This is a genomic window from Rhodococcus sp. NPDC060084 (assembly GCF_042730335.1).
Taxonomy (GTDB): Bacteria; Actinomycetota; Actinomycetes; order Mycobacteriales; family Mycobacteriaceae; genus Rhodococcus.
Window position 1 is genome coordinate 1 of the sequence record NZ_JBHWWX010000048.1, and the last position, 14,545, is coordinate 14,545.

Sequence of the window (14,545 nt, forward strand, 5' to 3'; positions counted from 1 at the left end):
GTCCAGGCCCCCGTCGTCTAGCGGCCTAGGACGCCGCCCTCTCACGGCGGTAGCGTGGGTTCGAATCCCATCGGGGGTACAGGCAGAAGACCCTCCGAGCATCGCTCGGAGGGTCTTTTTCGTGCCGGGCCCATCTCATACGCTCTTGCGCCGGAACTCGCGGTGATGGTCCGCAGTCGCCTTCGGTCCGCGAGCCTTGGATTGAGCGTCGAGGTGCGCGGTGCCGTGCCCGTCGCGCTGATTCTTGTTCTTGCGCTCGAGCGCGTCACGGAATTTCTGTTTGAGGTGTTCCTTCTCCGAGTCGGTCATGGTGTCCCCTTCCTTCGCCGATGCCCTCGAAATGTAGCGCCGGGGGAACGGCGCTGTCGCCCCATTTATCGGGGGCCGAGGTTCAGCGTGCGGGCGAGGAGAGGTACGCAGCCGTGGTCCCGCCGATCTCCATCGCGGGCAGACCCAGCTTGCGGTGATCCCAGGATCGGACCCGCCCGGGCACGACGCGGACGGCGACCCGCTTGGCCATCATCTGCTCCACCGCGGGCCGCGCCTCCTCGGTGTAGGGAGCGGTGTACCGATTCCACACGTCGCGGCAGACGGCGAACACGGTGTCGTGGTCGTCGGTGATCTCGGCGTGGCCCTCGAGTGCGACGCCCCGCAACTGGTCGTACGTGTCGCCCGCCTCGACCAGTGCGGTGACGCGGTTGTCGCGCCGGAGATTGACGACCTTCTGGGACTTCGCCTTCGTCTCGAACCAGATCTCGCCGTCCAGTACCGCGTACCACATCGCGACGAGGTGGGGCATGCCCGTGGGACCGAGCGATGCGAGGGTCGCCACACGGCTGTGGTGCAGAAAATCGGAGATTTCCGAGTCGGTCATAGCGATTTCGGCGCGACGGTTGGTTCCCATGACGAGAACTGTGACATACCACGCACATCCGCCACCAGGGGTCGTCAGAGTCGTTTCTGCAACGCCTCGGCGGCGGCGAGAAGGTCTGCGGCCCACCGGGCACCCGGCCGGCGTCCCATGCGGTCGATCGGTCCGGACACCGAGACCGCCGCGACGACAGCACCGCCACCGTCCCGGACGGGTGCGGCCACGGACGCAACGCCGGGTTCGCGTTCGGCCGCGCTCTGCGCCCATCCGCGACGGCGGACTTCGGTGAGGACGCGTTCCCCGAACGCGGCGTCGGGCAGGATCGCGCGCTGTACGGCCGTATCGGCCCACGCGAGCAGAACTTTGGCGCCTGATCCGGCGGTCATCGGCAGACGCGAACCGACAAGGACTGTGTCGCGCAGTCCCGTCGGCGGCTCGAGTGCTGCGACGCACACCCGGTGGGTGCCTTCGCGACGGTACAACTGCACGCTCTCGCCGGTGATTTCGCGCAACCGGGGCAGGACGAGGGAGGCGGCCTCGGCGAGCGAGTCGCCGGCGCCGGTGGAGAGTTCGGCCAGACCCGGGCCCGGACGCCACTGACCGTCACCGTCGCGCATGAGGAGGCGGTGTACTTCGAGACCGACTGCGAGACGGTGCGCGGTGGCCCGCGGCAAACCTGTGCGGGTGCACAACTCGTTGAGATTGCACGGTTGTTCGGCCACCGCGTGTAGGACAGTCATCGCTTTGTCCAACACTCCGATCCCGCTATGCTGTCTCATAGGTCGATACCTCCGTCTCGCATGCTGGGAAGCATAACGCATGCGGAACGAGGCGGGGACGACACCATACGCGGGCCGGACAGCCCTGAATCGGTCTCGCGTTCGTCACGTACGACAGGTGGAGAAGATGGCTGGAAAGACTCTGGCGGAGAAAGTGTGGGATCAGCACGTCATCGTGCGTGGTGGAGGAGAAGGTTCGGCGCGAGAGCCGGATCTGATCTACATCGACCTGCACCTCGTGCACGAGGTGACGAGTCCGCAGGCCTTCGACGGCCTGCGGCTGGCGGGGCGTTCGCTGCGCCGCCCCGATCTCACCATTGCGACCGAGGACCACAACGTTCCGACGATCGACATCGACAAGCCGATCGCCGATCCCATCTCGCGCACGCAGGTCGAGACGCTGCGTCGCAACTGCGAGGAGTTCGGCGTCCGGCTGCATCCGATGGGAGACCTCGACCAGGGCATCGTCCACGTGGTCGGGCCCCAGCTCGGACTCACCCAGCCCGGCATGACGGTGGTGTGCGGCGACAGCCACACCTCCACCCACGGGGCATTCGGTGCGCTCGCAATGGGTATCGGCACCAGCGAGGTCGAGCACGTCATGGCGACGCAGTCGCTGTCGCTGCGGCCTTTCAAGACCATGGCGATCACCGTCGACGGCGAACTCCAGCCCGGCGTCACCTCCAAAGACCTCATTCTCGCGATCATCGCCGAGATCGGTACCGGCGGTGGGCAGGGTTACGTCCTGGAATACCGCGGCGAGGCGATCCGCAAGCTGTCCATGGAATCGCGGATGACGATCTGCAACATGTCGATCGAGGCAGGCGCGCGCGCCGGCATGATCGCTCCCGACGCCACCACCTACGAGTTCATCAAGGGTCGTCCGCACGCGCCGAAGGGCGCGGATTGGGACGCGGCCGTGGAAGCGTGGGAACAGCTGAAGACCGACGACGACGCGGTTTTCGACGCAGAGGTCCGCATCGACGGCAGTGCGCTCACCCCGTTCGTGACGTGGGGAACCAACCCGGGCCAGGGTGCACCGCTCGGCTCCACGGTGCCGGTGCCCGAGGAGATCGCGGAGGAGACCGCACGGTCTGCTGCCGAGAAGGCCCTTCGGTACATGGACCTCGAACCCGGTATGCCGCTGCGCGACATCAAGATCGACACCGTGTTCGTCGGTTCCTGCACCAACGGACGGATCGAGGATCTGCGCGCCGTCGCCGAAGTGCTCGACGGACGAAAAGTCGCCGACGGTGTGCGAATGCTGGTCGTGCCCGGTTCGATGCGTGTTCGTGTCCAGGCGGAGGAAGAAGGTCTCGGTGAGATCTTCACGGCCGCAGGGGCGGAATGGCGTCAGGCCGGCTGCTCGATGTGCCTGGGCATGAACCCGGATCAGCTTGCGCCGGGTGAGCGGTCGGCATCCACGTCGAACCGTAACTTCGAGGGGCGTCAGGGCAAGGGCAGTCGCACGCACCTCGTCTCCCCGGCAGTCGCGGCCGCAACAGCGGTGCGCGGCACCCTCTCCGCGCCGGCGGATCTGGACTAGAGCACAGGACCGAGGAGATATTTCGATGGAAGCCTTCACTACTCACAAGGGCATCGGCGTTCCCCTGCGCCGGTCCAACGTCGACACCGACCAGATCATCCCGGCGGTGTATCTGAAACGCGTCACCCGCACCGGATTCGAAGACGGACTGTTCGCCGCGTGGCGTAACGATCCGGCATTCGTTCTCAACACCCCGCCGTTCGACCGTGGCAGCGTTCTCGTCGCCGGTCCGGATTTCGGCACCGGTTCCTCGCGTGAACACGCGGTGTGGGCCTTGTCCGATTACGGATTCCGGGTTGTGATTTCGTCCCGCTTCGCCGACATCTTCCGCGGCAATGCCGGAAAGGCCGGACTTCTGGCCGCTCAGGTCGAGCAGGACGACGTCGAATTGCTCTGGAAACTCATCGAACAGCAGCCCGGGCTCGAACTCGATGTGAATTTGGAAACTCGGACAGTGACCGCCGGAACGACCGTGGTGCCGTTCGTTATTGACGACTACACACGGTGGCGTCTGCTGGAGGGTCTCGACGACATCGGGTTGACGTTGCGCCAGGTAGAAGCCATTTCCGAGTACGAAAAGTCAAGGCCTTCTTGGAAACCACGGACTCTTCCGGCCCCGTGATCCGAGCCTGAAAAGGCCCCTGCAGGTCTCGGTTCGACCCCTCGGTCGAGCCGGGACCTGCGACTTATTTGCATGAGAATCCGCGTGGCACATAGACTCTAGTCCGTTTGCGGGTCTACCGTGGACTGGAGTCGGTCTGACGGTGGACCGTAGATGTGCGGAGGAAATCATGAACAAGGCAGAGCTGATCGACGTTCTGACCGACAAGCTCGGTTCGGACAGGCGCACCGCCACGGCGGCCGTCGAGCACATTGTGGACGCGATCGTGCGCGCGGTGCACGACGGGAAGAGCGTCACCATCACCGGATTCGGTGTCTTCGAGCAGCGTCGCCGTGCGGCGCGCGTCGCCCGCAACCCGCGCACCGGTGAGACTGTCAAGGTCAAGCCGACGTCGGTGCCGGCTTTCCGTCCGGGTGCGCAGTTCAAGGCAGTCATCGCCGGTACCCAGAAGCTCCCCGCCACGGGACCGGCCGTCAAACGCGGTGCGGCTGCTGCAGTGAAGAAGTCCGCTGCCGCCAAGAAGGCTGCGAAGAAGACCGCTGCCGCCAAGTCGACCGCGGCCAAGAAGACGACCGCAGCCAAGTCCACTGCAGCCAAGAGCACCGCAGCGAAGAAGACCACTGCGGCAAAGTCGGCTCCGGCCAAGAAGACCACCGCGGCGAAGAAGACCACTGCGGCAAAGTCGGCTCCGGCCAAGAAGACCACCACCGCGACCAAGAGCACCGCGGCGAAGAAGACCACGACCGCGGCAAAGAAGGCCCCGGCCAAGAAGACCACCACCGCGACCAAGAGCACCGCGGCGAAGAAGACCACCACCGCAGCGAAGAAGGCCCCGGCCAAGAAGACCACCACCGCGGCCAAGAAGACCACTGCGGCGGCGAAGAAGGCTCCGGCCAAGAAGACCACGGCCCGCAGGACCGCCAAGAAGTAATTCGGCACCGAGAAGTAATTCGGCGCCCGAGCAACAGTTCGGCGCCCACCACCGGTTCGCGTGTGCGCGGGACGGGTGGCACTCGGCGGCTACCGGATATCTCCGGTAGCCGCCGTTGGCGTCTGGATGCCATGCTGCGACCGTCGCTCACCCGGATGCGTACCCGGGTGAGCGAAGCGGTCAGGACTGCTTCGAAGGCAGCGGACTGTCGAGGTGGTCGGCCGCGAGGAGACGGTCGCCCTTCAGCGAGAGCACCCACATGCTCGCCTTGCGATTCCGGGCGGGTGGGAGCGTGATCCCGTCCCGGGCAGCCCACCACGAGACAAGATCGGGAATGACCTTTCCCTGGCTGCAGATCACCGGGGTGCCACCGCGCGCGACGATGTCGAGTGCGCGCTTGCGGCCCAGTTGGGGATCTGCGTTGTATTCCTCTTCCGACAGCGAGGGTTCGAGCGCAACCTCGACGCCGATGTCCGCGGCGAACGGTGCCACGGTGTCGACGCACCGCGTGCGGTCGGCCGACGTGACGCTGTCTCCGCCGAACGCGCGCAACTGGGGGACAAGTGCGGCCGCTTGTGTCTTGCCGGCCGCATCCAGAGGCCGGGTTCGGTCGTCGCCCCGATGTTTCTTGCGGCTTCCCGCCTTCGCGTGCCGGACGATCACTACCGTCCCGGTGTCGGCGGGCAGCAACCTGAAACGCCGGAGCACGCTGCGGTCCATCGGATACGACAGCTGGTCGAACGCGGCTTCGGGTGTCACCCAACGCAATTCGTCGACTTCGTCGTTCGGGACGAACTCGCCGTCGGCCGGCTTCGCTGCCCAGTAGTCCACCCGTTTGAGTTTCCGGTGTCCGGGCACCGGATAAGTCACCCGGCCGAGGTGCCGGCCGAGGACGGGCCGAAATCCGGTTTCTTCCCGGATTTCACGGACCGCGGCAACGACTGCGGTCTCCCCGGGGTCGAGTTTCCCTTTCGGAAACGACCAGTCGTCGTATCGGGGCCGGTGGACAACTGCGACTTCGACGTCGCCACCGGCGAGCCGGGTGGGGTCGCCACCGGCGGGACGCCACAGCACTGCACCTGCGGCAAAGATGTTGGCCTTCATCGGCTTATCGGACGAATCGGTCACCGGTGCCTCCGCTTACGATGCGCGGCTGCGCATGAGTTCCATCTGGTGGTCGCGCGCTGCCGTGCCCGGCGCGGGGGAAGCCGTCCATGTGCCGTCGGCCTCGAGGGTCCAGCACCGCGTGGCCGGATCGAGCGCGGAATCGAAGATGTCCTGCAACTGATGCGCCAGCCGAGGGTTTTTCACCTGCACCATGACCTCGACCCGGCGGTCGAGGTTGCGGTGCATCATGTCGGCGCTGCCGATCCAGCACTCGTCGCTGCCGAGGAAGTGAAAGATGCGCGAATGCTCGAGGAACCGGCCGAGGATGGAGCGCACGGTGATGTTCTCGCTCAGGCCCGGAACGCCCGGTTTGAGAGCACAGATGCCGCGTACGACTATTTCGACGGGGACGCCGGCACAGGACGCCCGATAGAGGGCGTCGATGACCTGCTCGTCGACGAGGGCATTGGCTTTGAGGCGAACCCGCGTCGGCCGACCCGCCGCATGGTGTTCGATCTCCCGGTCGATGCGCTCGATGATGCCTCTGCGGACTCCGTGGGGCGCGACGAGCAGGTTGCGGTACTGCGCCTTCCGCGAGTAACCCGTGAGGGTGTTGAACAGGTCGGTCAGGTCGGCGCCGATCTCCGGCGACGAGGTGAGTAGACCCACGTCCTCGTAGAGCCGAGCAGTCTTCGGGTTGTAGTTGCCCGTGCCGATGTGGCAGTAGCGGCGGATGGTGGACCCTTCACGACGGACCACCAGGCAGGTCTTGCAGTGGGTCTTGAGTCCCACCAGGCCGTACACCACGTGCACGCCCGCCTGCTCGAGTTTTCGCGCCCACTTGATGTTCGCCTGCTCGTCGAAACGCGCCTTGATCTCGACGAGGGCAACGACCTGCTTGCCGGCCTCCGCGGCCGTCACCAGTGCGTCGACGATGGGGGAGTCACCGGAGGTGCGGTACAGCGTCTGCTTGATCGCCAGGACCTGGCTGTCCGCGGCGGCTTGCTCGATGAACCGCTGAACGCTCGTCGAGAACGAGTCGTACGGATGGTGGACGAGGACGTCCCCCTCGCGCAGCGTCGAAAACACGCTCTTCGGTGTCTCCCTCTCCCCGAAGGCGAAATGCGTTGCGGGAACGAACGGCACATCCTTCAGATCCGGGCGGTCGACGGCGTGGACCTGCCACAGGCACGACAGGTCGAGGAGGCCGGGGAGCTGGACGACGTCCGCAGGGTCTACGTCCAGCTCGCGGAGCAACAGGTCGAGCATGTGCTCGGTCATGTCGTCGGACACCTCGAGGCGGACGGGCGAACCGAACCGTCGTCGTGCCAGTTCCCGTTCGAGCGCCTTGAGAAGGTCTTCGTCGCGGTCCTCTTCGACCTCGAAATCGGCGTTGCGTGTCACCCGGAACGCGTGGTGCTCCACGATTTCCATGCCCGGGAACAGCACGTCCAGGTGAGCCGCGATGAGCTCTTCGAGCGGCAGGAATGCCGCGAGGCCGTGCAGCGACCCGGCGCGGTCGACCCGGACGAAACGATCGACGTTGTCGGGCACCTTGACTCGCGCGAAATGCTCGCCCGACGATTCACAATCCTTCACCGTCACAGCGAGATTCAGGCTCAAACCGCTGATGTAGGGGAACGGGTGGGCGGGGTCGACGGCGAGCGGCGTGAGGACGGGGAACACCTGTTCCGCGAAGTACCGCGTGAGCCGTCCACGTTCGCCGGCGGTCAGATCCGCCCATTTGATGATCGAGATACCCTCGGTTTCGAGAGCCGGCAGGACCGAGTCGAGGAAGACCTGCGCGTGCCGTCCCGCGAGTTCCTGCGTGCTCGACGCGATGAGCGCGAGCTGCGCCCGGGGAGAGAGGCCGTCGGCGGACCGGACGGACAGTCCGGTCTCCGCGCGGCGCTTGAGCCCCGCGACCCGCACCATGTAGAACTCGTCGAGGTTCGACGCGAAGATCGCGAGGAACTTGGCGCGCTCGAGCAACGGCTGAGAAGTGTCTTCCGCCAAGGCGAGTACCCGGGCATTGAAGTCGAGCCAGCTCAACTCGCGGTTGAGGTACCGATCGCGGGGCAGGCCGTCGTTGCGGTTCGTCTTCAGCTGGGAGTCGATGGCCGCTGGTGGGGCGCTGGTGGCGGTGGCCACGCGTCCCTGCGGTCGGGTGGTGCCGGAGAGGGCACCTTGCTCGGTTCCGGCACTCTGTTCGATGCCGACGCTCTGCTCGGGGGTGTCGCCGTTGGTCACCGTCCCATTGTGTCAGGAACCGGTGAAGTATGAGGCTCCCGGCGGGAGGTCGGATACGGGAAGGGAAGCGCGGAGCCGATCCGGTCGAGCAACGCGGCGGTGGCCGCACCGACTCCCAGACGCACCGCGGCCCCCAGATCGTCGATCGTGTCGACGTCGAGTCGCAGGCCGGGCAGGTGCGCCTCCACGGCGAGGGCACCGGCCTCGAGGTGCCGGTGCGCGGAGTCCGGACCGAACCGGGGGTGCAGCGGACGCTGCGACGTGCAGTGGAGAAGTGCGGTGGTACCCGAGCCGGTGTGGTCGGCGACGATCATGGTCCCCGTCGCGCGGGCCGCCTCGAGTGCCTCGGCCAGTTCGTGGGGGCGCAAGGAGGGAAGGTCTGCCTGCAACGCGACGAGATCGACACCGGGCGAGTCGTCCCGGGCGTGTTCGGCAGCAGATCGCAGGGCCGCGTTCAGCGAATCCTGCCGGTCCTGACCGCTCGCGGCCGGGGGATCTGCGAGCACCGCTGCGCCCGACCGTCGGGCAACGGCCGCAACCCGGTGGTCGGAGGTGATCACGGTGACCACGGCGTCGTCGGTGTTCCGGGCTGCGGCGAGGGTGTCCTCGAGCATCGCGAGCACCAGTTCGGCGCGTGCGTCCGGTTCGAGGGCATGCGCCAGTCTCGACTTGGCCAGGCCGAGGGCCTTGACCGGGACGAGAATGTGCACCGCGGGCATGGGCGTGATTGTGCCAGCCGGTCGCGGGCGAGGGCGGGTCGCGGTGCCGTCCGTCCACCTGGGCGATACTGAAAGCAACAGCGTGCAGTGACGCGCGTGCCGGAAGCGCGTCGGAACGAATGAGGGAACAGAGGGGGATTTGTGACCAAAGCGGCAGTTCTGGGAGCAGGGTCGTGGGGGACTGCCTTCGCGAAGGTGCTCGCAGAAGCAGGCACCGACGTGACGATCTGGGCGCGCCGGGCGGAGGTGGCGCAGGCCATCGGTGAGCGCCACGAAAACCCGGCCTATCTGCCGGGCGTCGCGCTCCCCGCGTCTTTGAGGGCGACGACCGATCATCGTGTGGCGCTCGACGGCGTCGACTTCGCGGTGCTCGCGGTGCCGAGCCAGTCCCTGCGCGCCAACCTGGGGGCGTGGCGCGACGACATCGGGTCCGGCGCCACCCTGCTCAGCCTCGCGAAGGGGATCGAGAGCGGCACCCTCATGCGCATGAGCCAGGTCATCGGCCAGGTCACGGGAGCCGACCCGCACCGCATCGCCGTCCTCTCCGGCCCGAACCTGGCTCCGGAGATCGCGGAGGGGCAGCCTGCCGCAACGGTGATCGCGTGCCCCGATTCGACGCGTGCGCTGGAAATCCAGAAATCGTGCGCCACAGGCTATTTCCGCCCCTACACCAACTCCGACGTCATCGGCTGTGAGATCGGTGGCGCGTGCAAGAACGTGATCGCACTGGCGTGCGGCATGGCGGCCGGGGTCGGCCTCGGCGAGAACACCGTTGCGAGCATCATCACCCGGGGCCTCGCCGAGATCATCAGGCTCGGAGTCGCGCTCGGCGCCATGCCCACCACCCTCGCCGGCCTCGCGGGAGTCGGCGATCTCGTCGCGACATGCAGTTCGCCGTTGTCCCGCAACCGTTCTTTCGGTGAACGCCTCGGCAGAGGAGAGTCGCTCGAGAGTGCGCAGGAGGCCACCCACGGCCAGGTCGCCGAAGGCGTCAAGTCCTGCACATCGGTGCGGGCGCTCGCAGCGAGCTACGACGTGGAGATGCCCCTCACCGACGCGGTGCACCGGGTGTGCCACGAGGGGATGTCGGTGCACGACGCGATCGGTCTGCTGCTCGGCCGGCGAATCAAGCCGGAATAAGCACATGACCGGAGATTCCACACGTTGTGTGAAAGCTGTTGCCGCCGAAGGCACGCCGGGTTCGCCGCTCCAGCAGGGACCGGTATTCGCCGCGCCCTATCTTCTCGGCGAAGACGAAAGCGCGGAGGTGGACACCTACGCACGCGCGTCCAACCCCGGCTGGCGTGCCCTCGAAACAGCCCTCGCGACGCTCGAAGGCGCTGTCGCCGCGCGGGTCGTCGGATCCGGAATGTCGGCGATCACCGTCGCGCTGAGAGCGTTCAGCCGTCCCGGTGCGACCGTCGTGGTGCCCGCCGACGGTTATTACCAGGTGCGTGCCTATGCGCAGGACTTCCTCGCCGGCCACGGCGCAGTGGTTCGTGAACTCTCCGTTGCCGAGTTCGGCGACGGAACGCTGCGCAGCATCCTCGCCGGTGCCGGAGACAAGGCGGTGGTGCTCGCCGAAACCCCGTCGAACCCCGGCCTCGACATCGTCGATCTACGGGCCACCGCCGAGTTGTGCAGCGCGGCGGGGGCGCTGCTGCTGGTCGACAACACCACCGCCACTCCGCTCGGGCAGACCCCACTCGCTCTCGGGGCGGACATCGTCGTCGCCAGCGGTACGAAATCCCTCAGCGGGCACAGCGATCTTCTGTTCGGATACGTGGCGGTCTCGGACGCCGCGCTGCTCCCGCGGCTCGATCGCGAGCGCTTGCACTCGGGCACCGTGCTCGGGCCGTTCGAAACGTGGCTGGCCCACCGCAGTCTCGGAACGGCGGGGCTGCGGATCGAACGGCAGTGCGCGAACGCCCTCGCCGTCGCCCGGATGCTCAGCGAGCACCCCGCCGTGACCGGAGTGCGATACCCGGGACTGGACTCGGACCCCGCTCACCCGGTGGCGGCCGCGCAGATGCAGAAATTCGGGCCCTTGGTCACGTTCGTGCTGCCCAGCGCACCCGACGTCCATCGGTTCGTGAACGCTGCCGAACTCGTTCTCCCGGCGACGAGTTTCGGCGGTATCCACACCACTGCGGATCGTCGGGCTCGCTGGGGCGATCCCGTGCCGGACGGCTTCATCCGGTTGTCGTGCGGAATCGAAGACACCGCCGATCTTCTGAGCGACCTGCACGCGGCCCTCGGCTCGTTGTGACATCCCGGGCGGCGGGCCGGGCGTGCGGGCGGATCGGGACGCGGCTGGGGAGACAGCGCGGCTTACCGGTACGGTTTGTGCCGTGAGTACGCCCCGAACCCGGGTGGCCGTCGTCTTCGGCGGTCGCAGCAACGAACACTCCGTCTCCTGTCTGTCGGCGGGCAGTATTCTGAGCAACCTCGACCCCGAGCAGTACGACGTCGTCCCGATCGGGATCACGACCGACGGGTCCTGGGTGCTCGGCGACACCGACCCGGCGCGGCTCGCCAAGGCGGGGCGCGAACTGCCCGTCGTGGACGCGAACGGTTCGTCGCTGGTCCTCACCGCAGACCCCACCCGAAGCGGCGACATCGTCGCCCTCGACGCGGGGGAATTCGGCAAGGTGCTCGCGTCGGTCGACGTGGTCTTCCCGGTGCTGCACGGCCACTACGGGGAGGACGGCACCATCCAGGGACTGCTCGAACTCGCCGACGTGCCCTACGTCGGTCCCGGGGTGCTCGCGAGCGCAGCCGGAATGGACAAGGAGTTCACCAAGAAACTGCTGGCCGCGGAGGGGCTGCCGGTCGGCTTCCAGATCGTGATGCGGCCGGGTACGGCCACCCTCACCGAGGAACAGAAGCAGCAACTGGGACTTCCCGTCTTCGTCAAGCCGGCCCGCGGCGGATCGTCGATCGGCGTCAGCCGCGTCACCGACTGGGCGGCGTTCGACGCCGCCGTCGGCAGAGCCCGAGCGCACGATCCGAAGGTCATCGTCGAATCCGCAATCGTGGGACGCGAAGTCGAGTGCGGCGTCCTCGAGTTCCCCGACGGAGACGTGCGGGCCAGCGTGGTCGCGGAGATCCGCATGCCCGACACCTCCGGCGACCACGAGGCGTTCTACGACTTCGACACCAAGTACCTCGACGACGTGTGCGAGTTCGACGTACCGGCGAAGTTCGACCCCGCCGTCTCGGACGAAATCCGCGACATGGCCGTCCGCGCGTTCCGCGCCCTCGATTGCCAGGGCCTGTCGCGGGTCGACTTCTTCGTCACGGACAACGGGCCGGTGATCAACGAGATCAACACGATGCCCGGATTCACGTCGATCTCGATGTATCCGAAGATGTGGGAAGCCACCGGGATCGGGTACCGCGAACTCGTCGACACGCTCGTACGGACCGCTCTCGCACGAGGCACCGGTCTTCGCTGACCCGGACGGGTGCCGCGCTTGTCGGAGCCCCCGTATCCACGACTAGGCTGTGGGCATGACTGCCGTGACTCCCGACTCAGTGGTGACCGACGCCGGAGACACCCGTGAAGCCGTGCATGCCGCGGCCCGCCGCGCCCGCGTCGCGTCCCGCCGTCTTGCGTTGCTGACCACTGCCGAGAAGGACGCCGCGCTCCACGCGGCCGCCGACGCCGTGCTCGCCGCGACCGACGCCGTGCTCGCCGCCAACGCCGAAGACATCGACGCCGCCCGCGCGGCCGGTACGGAAGAGTCTCTCCTCGACCGGCTGCGGCTCACGGCCGCACGCGTCGACGGCATCGCGTCGGGGCTGCGGCAGGTCGCCGGATTGCCGGACCCGGTCGGCGAAGTCGTCCGCGGTTCGACGCTGCCCAACGGACTCGAATTGCGGCAGGTGCGGGTGCCGCTCGGCGTCGTCGGGATGGTCTACGAGGCCCGCCCCAACGTCACCGTCGACGCGTTCGGTCTTGCGCTGAAGTCGGGCAACGCGGCGTTGTTGCGCGGTTCCTCCTCGGCGGCACGTTCCAATGCCGCGCTCGTCGCCGCGCTGCGCCCCGCGCTCGAAGCACAGGGACTGCCGGCCGACGCGGTGCAACTGCTGCCCAGCGCCGACCGTTCGTCGGTCACCCATCTCATCCAGGCCCGCGGGCTCGTCGACGTGGTCATCCCGCGTGGCGGTGCCGGTCTGATCGCCGCGGTCGTCAGGGATGCCACCGTGCCGACCATCGAGACCGGTGTCGGTAACTGCCACGTATACGTCCACGCCGCCGCCGACCTCGAGATGGCCGAGAGGATCGTGGTGAACGCGAAGACCCGCCGGCCCAGCGTGTGCAACACGGCGGAGACGATCCTGGTCGACAAGGCCGTCGCCGACACCGCCGTCCCGCAGTTGCTGGAGGCACTGCAGTCGCACGGCGTGACCGTGCACGGCGACCTGCCCGGTCTGATCCCGGCCACCGAAGAGGACTGGGCGCAGGAATACCTCACGCTCGACGTTGCGCTCGCGGTGGTCGACGACCTGAATGCGGCCGTGGAGCACATCGATCGGTACGGAACCGGTCACACCGAAGCCATCGTCACGTCCGATCTCGCGGCGGCCCGGGAGTTCACCGCCCGTGTCGATGCAGCAGCCGTTATGGTCAACGCGTCGACGGCGTTCACCGACGGAGAGCAGTTCGGGTTCGGAGCCGAGATCGGAATCTCCACGCAGAAACTGCACGCCCGGGGTCCCATGGGCCTGCCGGAGCTGACCTCCACCAAATGGGTGGTGTGGGGCGCCGGCCACACCCGCCCGGCCTGAACCCGGCCGGCCCGACGAAAGGACTCAGCGTGGATCGTGCGCTGCCCATCACCCCGCCGATCTTCGCGGATGTCCAGGAAGTGATCGATCGCCTGGCGGAGACCGGTTACCTCGCGGACAAGGCCACGGCCACCGCGGTGTTCCTCGCCGACAGGCTCGACAAGCCGCTGCTCATCGAGGGGCCCGCCGGTGTCGGCAAGACCGAACTCGCGCGGGCCGTCGCCCAGACGTCCGGCGCGGAACTGGTTCGCTTGCAGTGCTACGAGGGTGTCGACGAATCCCGCGCGCTCTACGAGTGGAACCACGCGAAGCAGATTCTGCGGATCCAGTCCGCCGGCGCGAACGCCGCGGCCGGCGAATCGTGGGACGAGACCAAGGCAGACGTGTTCTCGGAAGAGTTCCTCCTCTCCCGCCCGCTGCTGACGGCCATCCGCCGCGAGGATCCGACGGTGCTGCTCATCGACGAGGTCGACAAGGCGGACGTGGAGATCGAGGGTCTGCTGCTCGAGGTGCTGAGCGACTTCGCCGTCACCGTCCCCGAACTCGGCACGATCGTCGCGACGCGTAAGCCCTTCGCCGTGCTGACCTCCAACGCCACCCGCGAACTGTCCGAAGCACTCAAGCGGCGCTGTCTGTTCCTGCATTTGGATTTCCCCGACGCCGACCTCGAACGCCGGATCCTCGCGAGCCGCGTACCGGAACTTCCGGACGCGATCGCCGAGCAACTCGTGCGCACGGTGCGGGTGCTGCGCGGCATGCAACTCAAGAAGGTGCCGTCGGTGGCCGAAACCATCGACTGGGGCCGGACGTTGCTCGCACTCGGGCTCGACACACTCGACGACGCGGCCGTGCGCACCACCCTCGGGGTCGTGCTCAAGCACCAATCCGACCAACTGCGCGCCGCAGCCGAGCTTCGGCTGAACTGA

14 protein-coding genes and 1 tRNA gene are annotated in these 14,545 nt (G+C 67.3%); 9 read left to right on the plus strand and 6 right to left on the minus strand.

What is annotated here, in order from left to right; genetic code table 11:
- Positions 1-6 precede the first annotated feature (6 nt).
- Positions 7-79 (plus strand) — tRNA-Glu (locus tag ACFWBU_RS18965).
- A 56-nt stretch (positions 80-135) separates the two neighbouring features.
- On the opposite strand, the gene ACFWBU_RS18970 is transcribed toward ACFWBU_RS18965, so the two are convergent.
- The 3 genes from ACFWBU_RS18970 to ACFWBU_RS18980 all read right to left on the minus strand — a co-directional run bounded on the left by ACFWBU_RS18970 (position 136) and on the right by ACFWBU_RS18980 (position 1,650).
- A complete protein-coding gene (locus ACFWBU_RS18970) occupies positions 136-309 on the minus strand; it encodes a DUF5302 domain-containing protein (RefSeq protein WP_169620361.1) in 174 nt (57 codons plus the stop codon).
- Between the two features lie 82 nt (positions 310-391).
- Entirely contained in the window at positions 392-904 is a 513-nt protein-coding gene (locus ACFWBU_RS18975) for a pyridoxamine 5'-phosphate oxidase family protein (protein WP_296549261.1), read from the minus strand.
- A 44-nt stretch (positions 905-948) separates the two neighbouring features.
- A complete protein-coding gene (locus ACFWBU_RS18980; RefSeq protein WP_169620359.1) occupies positions 949-1,650 on the minus strand; it encodes an IclR family transcriptional regulator in 702 nt (233 codons plus the stop codon).
- A gap of 118 nt (positions 1,651-1,768) precedes the next feature.
- Here ACFWBU_RS18980 and leuC point away from each other — a divergent pair, with 118 nt between their 5' ends.
- From leuC to ACFWBU_RS18995, 3 genes are all read left to right on the plus strand, one after another.
- Positions 1,769-3,196: a 3-isopropylmalate dehydratase large subunit gene (gene leuC / locus ACFWBU_RS18985; protein ID WP_169651751.1), complete on the plus strand. Its 1,428-nt coding sequence runs from the start codon at positions 1,769-1,771 to the stop codon at positions 3,194-3,196.
- Between the two features lie 25 nt (positions 3,197-3,221).
- The gene (gene leuD / locus ACFWBU_RS18990; protein WP_169620357.1) at positions 3,222-3,818 is read left to right on the plus strand and encodes a 3-isopropylmalate dehydratase small subunit; all 597 of its coding nucleotides are present in this window, start codon (positions 3,222-3,224) and stop codon (positions 3,816-3,818) included.
- Positions 3,819-3,987: 169 nt separating this feature from the next.
- Positions 3,988-4,749, plus strand: coding sequence for an HU family DNA-binding protein (locus ACFWBU_RS18995; RefSeq protein WP_169620356.1), 762 nt, complete (start codon positions 3,988-3,990; stop codon positions 4,747-4,749).
- A 180-nt stretch (positions 4,750-4,929) separates the two neighbouring features.
- On the opposite strand, the gene ACFWBU_RS19000 is transcribed toward ACFWBU_RS18995, so the two are convergent.
- Genes ACFWBU_RS19000 through cofC form a run of 3 tightly spaced genes read right to left on the minus strand, consistent with a single transcriptional unit; the run spans position 4,930 to position 8,825 of the window.
- On the minus strand, positions 4,930-5,877 hold the full coding sequence (locus tag ACFWBU_RS19000) for an NUDIX hydrolase (protein WP_169620355.1): 948 nt from the start codon (positions 5,875-5,877) through the stop codon (positions 4,930-4,932).
- Between the two features lie 12 nt (positions 5,878-5,889).
- The gene (locus ACFWBU_RS19005; RefSeq protein ID WP_378528981.1) at positions 5,890-8,106 is read right to left on the minus strand and encodes an RNA degradosome polyphosphate kinase; all 2,217 of its coding nucleotides are present in this window, start codon (positions 8,104-8,106) and stop codon (positions 5,890-5,892) included.
- Positions 8,103-8,825, minus strand: a complete 723-nt coding sequence (cofC, locus tag ACFWBU_RS19010) for a 2-phospho-L-lactate guanylyltransferase (RefSeq protein ID WP_169620354.1) — start codon at positions 8,823-8,825, stop codon at positions 8,103-8,105. The genes ACFWBU_RS19005 and cofC overlap by 4 nt, the downstream gene beginning before the upstream one ends.
- Before the next feature lie 141 nt (positions 8,826-8,966).
- Between cofC and ACFWBU_RS19015 the strand changes: the two genes are divergently transcribed.
- The 5 genes from ACFWBU_RS19015 (at position 8,967) to ACFWBU_RS19035 (ending at position 14,545) form a co-directional block, all read left to right on the plus strand.
- Positions 8,967-9,965 (plus strand): NAD(P)H-dependent glycerol-3-phosphate dehydrogenase, encoded by a 999-nt coding sequence (locus tag ACFWBU_RS19015; RefSeq protein WP_169620353.1) that lies wholly within the window; start codon positions 8,967-8,969, stop codon positions 9,963-9,965.
- Between the two features lie 4 nt (positions 9,966-9,969).
- Positions 9,970-11,094 carry a cystathionine gamma-lyase gene (locus ACFWBU_RS19020; RefSeq protein ID WP_169651752.1) on the plus strand — a complete coding sequence of 375 codons (1,125 nt, stop codon included), beginning with the start codon at positions 9,970-9,972 and terminating at the stop codon, positions 11,092-11,094.
- An 82-nt stretch (positions 11,095-11,176) separates the two neighbouring features.
- Positions 11,177-12,283: a D-alanine--D-alanine ligase family protein gene (locus ACFWBU_RS19025; RefSeq protein ID WP_169620351.1), complete on the plus strand. Its 1,107-nt coding sequence runs from the start codon at positions 11,177-11,179 to the stop codon at positions 12,281-12,283.
- A gap of 55 nt (positions 12,284-12,338) precedes the next feature.
- Positions 12,339-13,619: a glutamate-5-semialdehyde dehydrogenase gene (locus tag ACFWBU_RS19030; RefSeq protein WP_378528982.1), complete on the plus strand. Its 1,281-nt coding sequence runs from the start codon at positions 12,339-12,341 to the stop codon at positions 13,617-13,619.
- A gap of 29 nt (positions 13,620-13,648) precedes the next feature.
- Positions 13,649-14,545 carry a MoxR family ATPase gene (locus tag ACFWBU_RS19035; RefSeq protein ID WP_169620349.1) on the plus strand — a complete coding sequence of 299 codons (897 nt, stop codon included), beginning with the start codon at positions 13,649-13,651 and terminating at the stop codon, positions 14,543-14,545.

What these genes read in the sequence shown, in the direction of transcription:
- ACFWBU_RS18980 (WP_169620359.1), bottom strand. Translation starts at nt 1,650, where the DNA reads ATGAGACAGCATAGCGGGATCGGAGTGTTGGACAAAGCGATGACTGTC.
- ACFWBU_RS19020 (WP_169651752.1), top strand. Translation starts at nt 9,970, where the DNA reads ATGACCGGAGATTCCACACGTTGTGTGAAAGCTGTTGCCGCCGAAGGC.
- ACFWBU_RS19030 (WP_378528982.1), top strand. Translation starts at nt 12,339, where the DNA reads ATGACTGCCGTGACTCCCGACTCAGTGGTGACCGACGCCGGAGACACC.
- ACFWBU_RS18975 (WP_296549261.1), bottom strand. Translation starts at nt 904, where the DNA reads ATGGGAACCAACCGTCGCGCCGAAATCGCTATGACCGACTCGGAAATC.
- ACFWBU_RS18995 (WP_169620356.1), top strand. Translation starts at nt 3,988, where the DNA reads ATGAACAAGGCAGAGCTGATCGACGTTCTGACCGACAAGCTCGGTTCG.
- cofC (WP_169620354.1), bottom strand. Translation starts at nt 8,825, where the DNA reads ATGCCCGCGGTGCACATTCTCGTCCCGGTCAAGGCCCTCGGCCTGGCC.
- ACFWBU_RS18970 (WP_169620361.1), bottom strand. Translation starts at nt 309, where the DNA reads ATGACCGACTCGGAGAAGGAACACCTCAAACAGAAATTCCGTGACGCG.
- leuD (WP_169620357.1), top strand. Translation starts at nt 3,222, where the DNA reads ATGGAAGCCTTCACTACTCACAAGGGCATCGGCGTTCCCCTGCGCCGG.